We start from the raw sequence: 9112 nt of genomic DNA, 5'->3' as shown, positions 1-9112 counted from the left end.
GTCTGCTCGAGCCAGGCACGGCGCGACAGGACCACGTTGTTGCGGTTCTTGTCGAGCTCGATGATCTTGGCCTCGATCTCCTTGCCGACGTACGGCTGGAGGTCGCGCACACGACGCATCTCGACCAGGGAGGCGGGCAGGAAGCCGCGCAGACCGATGTCGAGGATGAGGCCACCCTTGACGACCTCGATGACGGTGCCGGTGACGACGCCGTCCTCCTCCTTGATCTTCTCGATCGTGCCCCACGCGCGCTCGTACTGCGCACGCTTCTTGGACAGGATCAGTCGGCCTTCCTTGTCCTCCTTCTGGAGGACGAGGGCCTCGACCGCGTCACCGACCTTCACGACCTCGCCGGGGTCCACGTCGTGCTTGATGGACAGCTCACGGGAGGGGATGACGCCCTCGGTCTTGTAACCGATGTCGAGCAGGACCTCGTCGCGGTCGACCTTGACGATGGTGCCCTCGACGATGTCGCCATCGTTGAAGTACTTGATGGTGGCGTCGATCGCGGCGAGGAAGTCCTCGGCCGTACCGATGTCGTTCACCGCGACCTGCGGGCTGGCGGGCTTCGCGGGGGTGGAGATGCTCATGTAGTGGTGGGCTCCGATGCGGACAGGAAGTAGGACGGACAGGGATGGTCGTGGCAGGACGCCACGGCTCGAGCTGCGCCCCGCACCCGCACACGTCACGGACGGGCGGATGTCGAGGACTGGCGCGCACGATGACGTGCGTGACCGCCGTCCACCCTATCGGGTGGACGGCACGGCAGGCAAAGGGAACGTCAGGCGAGGGCCCGCGCGACGGTCAGCAGGTTCTGCGGGACGAACTTGACCTTGCCGGCGACCTCGGACAGCGGCACCAGCACGACCTCCTCGCCGCGGACCGCCGTCATCACGTTCGTCGTCCCCTCGGTCACCGCGTCGATCGCCGCGACGCCGAACCGCGAGGCGAGGATGCGGTCCGCCGCCGTGGGGATGCCACCGCGCTGCGTGTGCCCCAGCACGGTGACGCGCGTGTCGAAACCGGTGCGCTGCTCGATCTCGACCTTGAGCCGCTCGCCGATCGCCCCGGCGACGATCTCGCCGAACTTCCCGACCTGCGTCTCGTAGTGCATCGTCGTGCCCTCGGCCGGCACGGCGCCCTCGGCGACGACCACGATCGAGAAGCTCGCGTGGGCGCGGTGGCGGTGCTTGAGGAACTTCTCGATCCGGTTGATGTCGAACGGCTCCTCGGGCGCGAGCACGAGCTCGGCGCCGCCGGCGATGCCCGACGTGACCGCGATCCAGCCCGCGTGGCGGCCCATCACCTCGACGATCATCACGCGGTTGTGGGACTCCGCCGTCGTGTGGATCCGGTCGATCGCCTCGGTGGCGATGCTGACGGCAGTGTCGAACCCGATCGCCGCGTCCGTCCCCCAGACGTCGTTGTCGATCGTCTTGGGGATGCCGACCACCTTCACGCCCGCCTCGGCGACCTTGCTGGCCGCGTTGAGCGTGCCGTCACCGCCGATGCAGATGAGCGCCTCGATGCGCTCCGCCTCGAGCGTCGCGAGCGCGGCCTCCAGGCCGCCGTCCGACGCGTGGGGGTGGTACCGCGCCGTCCCGAGCAGGGTCCCGCCGGTCGGCAGGACGTTGCGGATGTCCCGGCGGGTCAGCGGCTGGACGTCGCCGTCGACGACGCCCTTCCAGCCGTTGCGGAAGCCGATGATCGAGTGGCCGTGCTCGCCCTCCCCCCGCTTGACGACCGCACGGATCGCGGCGTTCAGGCCCGGGACGTCGCCGCCTCCGGTGAGCAGACCGACTCGCACGCTGGAAGCTCCTCGTTCGCAGGGGTCACCCCCTGACAGGTCCGGGGGCTGGGCGCGCGTCGACGCGCGCTGCTCCCCACACTATCCACCTCGACGCGGCCACCGGCACGCCTTCGGTCCCGACGCCGCGCGGCACGGCTGTGCCCCCGTCTCAGGCCGGTCGCCCCAGGTCCAGGTCGCGGCCGGGGATCGCGTCGAGGAGCGTGCGGGTGTACGTCGTCCGGGGTGCGTCGAACACGTCGTCGACGGTCCCGCGCTCGACGACCCGCCCCTCCTGCATGACGCACACCTCGTCGGCGACCTGGCGCACGACCGCCAGGTCGTGGCTGATGAACAGGTAGGTCAGGCCGAGCCGTTCCTGCAGCTCGGCGAGCAGGCGCAGGATCTGGGACTGGACGATCACGTCGAGCGCCGAGACCGCCTCGTCGCACACGACCAGCTCGGGTTCCAGGGCCAGCGCCCGCGCGATCGCGACCCGCTGCCGCTGGCCCCCCGACAGCTCCGCCGGGTACCGGCGCAGCAGCCCGGCGGGCAGCGCGACCTGCTCCATGAGCTCACGGACCCGGGCGTGGCGCGACGCACGGTCGCCGATGCCGTGCGCGCGCAGCGGCTCCTCGACCGTCCGGTACACCGTGAACAGGGGGTCGAGCGACGCGTACGGGTCCTGGAAGATCGGCTGCACGCGTCGGCGGAACGCGACCTCCGCCGCGCGGTCGCGCTGCACCACGTCCGCGCCGTCGAACCGGATGGATCCCGACGTCGGCTCGAGCAGGCCGAGCATCATCCGTGCGACCGTCGACTTGCCGGAGCCCGACTCCCCCACGACCGCGACGGTGCGTCCGCGCGGCACGACCAGGCTGACGTCGTCCACCGCGGTGAAGTCGGCGGAGCGGCCCAGCAGCCCTCGGCCCCGGATCGGGAAGACCTTCGTCACGTGGTCGACCTCGACCAGCGGCGGGGGCGCGTCCCCCGGCACCGGCGCCGGCCGCGGGGCGGAGGCCGTCGCCGGGGCGTCCGCGAGCGCGAGCGCGGGCGCGGGCGCGACGAGCAGGTCCTGCGCGGCCGGTCCCACGACCTCGACGCCGCGGCGTGCGAGCTCGATGCGGCGCGACGCCAGCGACGGCGCGGCCGCCAGGAGCCGGCGCGTGTACTCGTGCCGGGGGTCGGTGAGGATCGACCGGGCGTCGCCCTCCTCGACGACCTCGCCGCGGTACATCACGACGACCCGGTCGGCGCGCTCCGCCGCGAGCCCCAGGTCGTGCGTGATGAGCAGCACCGCCACCCCCAACCGGTCGGCGAGGTCGGTCAGCCCGTCGAGGATCGTGCGCTGGACGGTGACGTCGAGGGCGGACGTCGGCTCGTCGGCGATGAGGAGCCGCGGCCGTGCCGCGAGGCCCATCGCGATGAGAGCACGCTGGCGCATGCCGCCGGAGAACTCGTGCGGGTACTGCTGCGCGCGACGCTCGGCGTCCGGCAGGCCCGCCTCCGTCAGGAGCTCGACGGTCCGCGCCCGCGCGCGACGGCCGCGGACGACACCGGTGTCCTGCAGCGTCTCGTCGACCTGCGCGCCCACGCGTCGCACGGGGTTGAGGTTCGACATGGGGTCCTGCGGCACCATGCCGATGCGCGATCCGCGCAGCCGGCGCATCGCGTCCGGGCCGAGGGCGACCAGGTCCTCGCCCTCGAACAGGATCTGCCCGGAGGTCACCGAGCCGTTGGCCGCGAGCAGCCCGATCACGGCCGCGGCCGTCGTCGACTTGCCGGAGCCGGACTCCCCCACGACGGCCACCGTCTGCCCCGCGTGCACGTCGAACGAGACCCCGCGCACCGCTGTCGCGCTCCCGGACTCGGTCCGGAAGGTGACCTCGAGGTCCCGGATGCTCAGCAGCGGCGTTGCGCCGCCGGTCTCCTGCGGTGCGCCGGTCACGCTCATCGCCTCCTCGATCGCGGGTCGAGCGCCTCGCGCAGCGCCTCGCCGAACAGGGTGAAGCCCAGCGCCGTCACGGAGATGCAGATGCCGGGCCACAGGGCCAGGCGCGGCGCGATCTCCAGCTCGTTCTGCGCCGCCACGAGCATGCGTCCCCACTCCGCGGTGGTCGGGGACCCCCCGCCGAGCCCGAGGAAGGACAGGGCGGCCGCCTCGATGACGGCCGTCGCGAGCAGCAGGGTCGCCTGCACGATGACGGGAGAGACGCTGTTGGGCAGGACGTGGCTCATCGTCACGGTGCGGCGGGAGAGCCCGAGCGAGCGTGCCGCGAGCACGTAGTCCTGACCCTTCTGCGCGAGCATCGACCCGCGCAGCAGCCGGGCGAAGACCGGGACCTGCACGACGCCGATCGCGACGATCACGGCCGAGGGGCTCTGGCCCGCGACGGCGGCGACGGACACCGCCAGCAGCAGGCTGGGCACGGCGAGCATGAGGTCGACGAAACGCATCGCGGCCGAGTCGACCCAGCCGCCGAACGCACCCGCGAGCAGGCCGACGAGCAGCCCGCCGGCCAGGCCCAGCAGCGTGGACAGGACACCGATGCGCAGCGACGCACGGGCGCCCCAGACGAGCTGGGACAGGACGTCGGCACCGTAGCGGTCGAGACCCAGCGGGTGCTCGGGCGACGGTCCGGGGATGAAGGTCGGCCGGATCTGGGCGCGTCCCGGCAGCGCGCCCGGGCCGTAGGACGCGATCACGGGTGCCAGGAGCGCGACGACGACGAACGCCAGCACGATGACGACTCCCAGGATCGCGGCCGGGTTGCGCACGAGCCGGCGCCCCGCGACGCGCCAGAGCGCCTCGCCCGCGCGTCGGTCCTCGGCCAGGGCCAGACCGGCGTCGACCGGCCCCTGCGGGACCTCGTACACCTCGGGTGCGCTCATCGCGTCCTCGTCCTCGGGTCGATCAGTCCGTACGACACGTCCACCGCCAGGTTCACCAGGGCGTAGACCACGGCGATGAGCAGGATGAAGCCCTGCAGGACCGCGTAGTCGAGGTTGAAGACGGCGTCGGCGAGGAACTTGCCGATGCCGGGGAACGCGAAGACGGTCTCGGTGAGGACGGCGCCGGACAGAAGCAGCCCCACCTGCAGCCCGATGGTCGTGGAGACCGGCAGCATCGCGTTGTGCAGGATGACCCGGCTGCGCACGTGCGACGGGGACAGGCCCTTGGCGCGTGCGGTCCGGACGTAGTCGGCGTGCTGCACGTCGATGACGGACGCCCGCGTGATGCGCGCGATGATCGCCAGCGGGATCGTGCCGAGCGCGAGCGCGGGCAGCACGAGGTGCACGAGCGCGTCCCAGCTGGCGTCCCACTCGCGGGTCAGGAGCCCGTCGAGCACGTAGAAGCGGGTGGGGTGCGTCGCCACCATCGCCGCGTCCTGCCGCCCCGTGGACGGGAACCAGCCCAGCTGCACCGCGAACAGCCACTTGAGCAGGAACGCGAGGAAGAACACGGGGATCGTGACGCCGAGCAGCGACGTGACGACCGCCGCGTGGTCGACGAGCCGTCCCTGGTGGCGCGCGGCGAGGTACCCCAGCGGGATGCCGACACCGACGGCGACCACCAGGGCCACGAGCGAGAGCTCGACCGTGGCCGGGAAGCGCGCCCAGAACTCGTCGAGGACGGGACGTCCCGTGCGCGTGGACACGCCGAAGTTGCCCTGCAGGAGCTGGCCGAGCCACGTGACGTACTGCTGCGGCAGCGGCCGGTCGAAGCCGTAGAGCTGGTTGATGCGTTCCACCGCCTCGGGGGTGGCGCGCTCCCCCAGGAGGGCCGTCGCCGGCCCTCCCGGGAGGGCGCGCACCCACAGGAACAGCAGGACCGACAACCCGAGCAGGGTGGGGACGAGCAGCGCCAGGCGCCGCAGGATCAGTCGGGTCATCTGGTCCGGCCGCTCCTCAGTCGCCCAGGGTGATCACGTTGTAGACCTCGTCCTGCACCGGCGAGGCCGGGTAGCCGTGGACGTCGGCCTTGAACGCCAGGGACGGCACGGGGTGCGCGAGCGGGACGCCGGGCAGGAAGTCGAGGATCGCCGCGTTGGCGGCCTCGTACGCCTCGCGCTGCGCGTCGACGTCCGCGACGTACCGGGCGTCGTTGATCGCCGTGAACAGCTCCGGGTTGTCGAAGCCCCACTCGTTCGAGGTGCCCCCGAAGAACACGCCGATGAAGTTGTAGGTGTCGTTGTAGTCGCCGGTCCACCCCAGCAGGTGCAGGCCGTGCTGGGAGCCGCCCTGGATCTTGTCGAGGTACTCGGGGTTCCACGGGTCCGGCACCGGGTTCACGGTGATGCCCACCGCCTCGAGGTCCGCCGTGATCGCCGTGAACACCTGCTCGGGCGTGGGCATGTAGGGCCGCGAGACGTTCGTCGGGTAGTTGAAGTCGATCGTGAGGTTCGACCTGCCCGCCTCGGCGAGCAGCTGGCGCGCCTTGTCGGGGTCGTAGTCGTAGGTCGCGACGTCCTCGTTCCACCCGGCCACCGCGGGCGGGACGAAGTTGGTCGCGACCTCGGTGCCCTCGGGCAGCGTCTGGGCGACGAGCGCCTCCTTGTCGATCGCGTGCGCGATCGCCTGCCGCACCTTGAGGTCGGCCAGGTCGGGGTTCGCCTGGTTCATCCCGAGGTACAGGACGTTGAAGGGCTCACGGTCGACGATCTGGAAGCCGGCTTCCTCGAGGGCGACGACGTCGGCGGGCCCGACGAGGTCGTAGCCGTCGATGTCCCCGGCCTGCAGCGCCTGCCGGCGCGCGGTGGCGTCGGAGATGATGGGGAAGACGATGCGTCGCACCTGGCCCTGCTCGCCCCAGTAGCCGTCGTACGCGCTGAGCACGACCTCCTCGCCCGGGCTCCACGACTCGAAGACGTACGGCCCGGTGCCGGTGGGGTGGCTCGTCGCGTACTCGGGGAGCACCGGCGCCTCGCCGTCGCCCGTCACGCCGTCGGCGTCGTACTGCTCGAGCGCGGTCGGCGACTGCATGGAGAACGCCGGCAGGGACAGCGCGGAGACGAGCTCGGGCAGCGGGCTCTGCAGGTGGATGACCGCGGTGGTCGCGTCGGGCGCCTCGCACGACTCGTACTTGCCGGTGCCGTTCAGGCTCGCCACGTCGCTGGTCGCGAACCCGCCGTTCACCTTCTGCCAGTAGTACGACAGGGACTCCGACTGCAGGACCCCGGTGAAGTTGTTCCAGCGCTCGAAGTTGAAGCACACGGCGTCAGCGTCGAAGTCGGTCCCGTCCTGGAAGGTCACGTCCTCCTTCAGGTGGAACGTGTACTCCAGGCCGTCGTCGCTGACGTCCCACGACTCGGCCAGCAACGGCGCGGGGTCGGCCGTGCCCGGTTCCACGCCGACGAGCCCCTCGAAGATCTGCCGTGCGACACGGAACGACTCGCCGTCGCTCGCGAACGCGGGGTCGAGCGACGAAGGGTCGCCCGACGCCGCGAAGATGAAGGTGTCTCGTCCCTCGCCGGACGCACCGCCGTCGGTGCTCCCCGCGGGGTCCCTGTCGCTCGCGGCGCACGCGGTCAGGGCGAGCCCCACCACGAGTCCCCCCGCGACGATCTGCCATCTGGTCCTCACAGCTGCCACCTCTCGTCAGGAGCACGGCGTGGTGTGCACCGCGCCACGCGGGAACCCGGTGAACGCTAGATGCGGCGTGTCACGCGGTTGTTACGCACTGGTACGGATTCGGCATCGGACAGACTGGCACCATGTCGGACGAATCCCCGGGAGACGCGCTGGCCGAGGCCGGGTACCGCACGGTGCCGGACGAGCTGGGCGGACGCGCGGCCCGCGGGTGGTGGGACGCGAACGCGCAGGAGTACCTCGACGAGCACGGTGCGTTCCTCGGCCCCGAGGACCTGCTGTGGTGCCCGGAGGGCCTGCGCGAGTCGCACGCCCGTCTCCTCGGCGACGTCCACGGCGCCCGGGTGCTCGAGATCGGCGCGGGCGCTGCCCAGGGGACGCGCTGGCTGCAGAAGGTCGCGGGCGCGCGCGCCGTCGCCACGGACGTGTCCGCCGGCATGCTCGCGGCGGCCGCCCGACTGGACGCGGCCGCCGGTGTCCGCGTCCCGCTCGTGCAGGCCGACGCCCGCTCCCTGCCGTTCGCGGACGCGTGCTTCGACGTCGTGTTCACCGCCTTCGGCGCTCTGCCCTTCGTCCCGGACGCACCCCGCGTGCACGCGGAGGTCGCCCGCGTGCTGCGGCCGGGCGGCCGGTGGGTGTTCTCGGTGACCCATCCCCTGCGCTGGGCGTTCCCCGACGACCCCGGGGTCGGAGGACTGACCGCGACGCGCTCGTACTTCGACCGGCGGCCCTACGTCGAGACCGCGACCGACGGGCGAGTCCTGTACGCGGAGTACCACCGCACGGTGGCCGACCACGTCGCCGACGTCGTCGGCGCCGGGTTCGTGCTCGACGGCCTGGTCGAGCCCGAGTGGCCCGCCGGGCACGAGCGGGTCTGGGGTGGCTGGGGGCCGGTGCGCGGCGCCCGGTTGCCCGGGACGCTGATCGTGCGTGCGCACCGGCCCCCAGCCTGACCTCAGTGGGCGACCGTGGCCTTCTCCGCCCCGGCGCCGGTGAGCGAGCGCACCTCCATCTCGGCGAACTTCTCGGGGTGCGGCTTCTCCTTCGACAGCAGCGTCCCGACGATCCCCAGCACGAAGGCGAGCGGGATCGAGACCAGCCCCGGGTTCTCGAGCGGGAACACCGCGAAGTCGACCGACGTGTCGCGGATCATCGACAGGCTGTCGCCGGTGACCGGGTCGACCTTGCCGGACACCACCGGTGAGAGCGCGATGAGCACGACGCAGGAGATGAGCCCGCCGTACATGCTCCACAGTGCCCCGGCCGTGTTGAACCGCTTCCAGAACAGCGAGTAGATGATCGTCGGGAGGTTCGCCGACGCCGCGACCGCGAAGGCGAGCGCCACGAGGAACGCGACGTTCTGACCGTTGGCGAAGATGCCGCCCACGATGGCCAGGGCACCGATGACGATGACCGTGATGCGGGCGACGCGCACCTCGCCGTCGGGTGCGACCTCCCCGCGCTTGATCACCGAGGCGTAGATGTCGTGCGCGAACGAGGCCGCCGCGGTGATGGTCAGTCCGGCGACCACCGCGAGGATCGTCGCGAACGCGACGGCCGAGATGATGCCGAGCAGGAACACGCCGCCGAGCTCGTACGCGAGCAGCGGCGCGGCGGAGTTGGCCTTGCCCGGCGACGACATGATCGTCTCGGGCCCCACCAGCGCGCCCGCGCCGTAGCCCAGCACCAGGGTGAACAGGTAGAAGATCCCGATCAGCCAGATCGCCCACACCACGG

At 71.8% G+C, this 9112-nt stretch carries 7 protein-coding genes and 1 pseudogene; 1 reads left to right on the top strand and 7 read right to left on the bottom strand.

Features of this window, described 5'->3' with window-relative positions; translation table 11 throughout:
* From IR158_RS19315 to IR158_RS19290, 6 genes are all read right to left on the bottom strand, one after another.
* Positions 1 to 590, bottom strand: a 590-nt coding sequence (locus IR158_RS19315; protein WP_291816147.1) for a S1 RNA-binding domain-containing protein, incomplete at its 3' end; no start/stop codon positions are given.
* Between the two features lie 191 nt (positions 591 to 781).
* Positions 782 to 1807 (bottom strand): 6-phosphofructokinase, encoded by a 1026-nt coding sequence (locus IR158_RS19310; protein WP_291816145.1) that lies wholly within the window; start codon positions 1805 to 1807, stop codon positions 782 to 784.
* Between the two features lie 151 nt (positions 1808 to 1958).
* Positions 1959 to 3740: an ABC transporter ATP-binding protein gene (locus tag IR158_RS19305; protein ID WP_291816143.1), complete on the bottom strand. Its 1782-nt coding sequence runs from the start codon at positions 3738 to 3740 to the stop codon at positions 1959 to 1961.
* On the bottom strand, positions 3737 to 4678 hold the full coding sequence (locus tag IR158_RS19300; RefSeq protein WP_291816141.1) for an ABC transporter permease: 942 nt from the start codon (positions 4676 to 4678) through the stop codon (positions 3737 to 3739). Before IR158_RS19300 ends, IR158_RS19305 begins: the two co-directional genes overlap by 4 nt.
* A complete protein-coding gene (locus tag IR158_RS19295) occupies positions 4675 to 5679 on the bottom strand; it encodes an ABC transporter permease (RefSeq protein ID WP_291816138.1) in 1005 nt (334 codons plus the stop codon). Before IR158_RS19295 ends, IR158_RS19300 begins: the two co-directional genes overlap by 4 nt.
* A gap of 16 nt (positions 5680 to 5695) precedes the next feature.
* Entirely contained in the window at positions 5696 to 7369 is a 1674-nt protein-coding gene (locus IR158_RS19290) for an ABC transporter substrate-binding protein (RefSeq protein ID WP_291816135.1), read from the bottom strand.
* 131 nt (positions 7370 to 7500) lie between these two features.
* On the opposite strand from IR158_RS19290, the gene IR158_RS19285 reads away from it, so the two are divergent.
* Entirely contained in the window at positions 7501 to 8328 is an 828-nt protein-coding gene (locus IR158_RS19285) for a class I SAM-dependent methyltransferase (RefSeq protein ID WP_291816132.1), read from the top strand.
* Between the two features lie 2 nt (positions 8329 to 8330).
* On the opposite strand, the pseudogene IR158_RS19280 reads toward IR158_RS19285, so the two are convergent.
* Positions 8331 to 9112: pseudogene (locus IR158_RS19280) on the bottom strand (cation acetate symporter); the annotation flags it as partial.

The sequence above is a fragment of the Cellulomonas sp. genome (assembly GCF_015234515.1).
In the GTDB taxonomy this organism is placed as follows: Bacteria; Actinomycetota; Actinomycetes; order Actinomycetales; family Cellulomonadaceae; genus Cellulomonas.
This window is presented reverse-complemented; position numbering and strand designations above follow the sequence as displayed.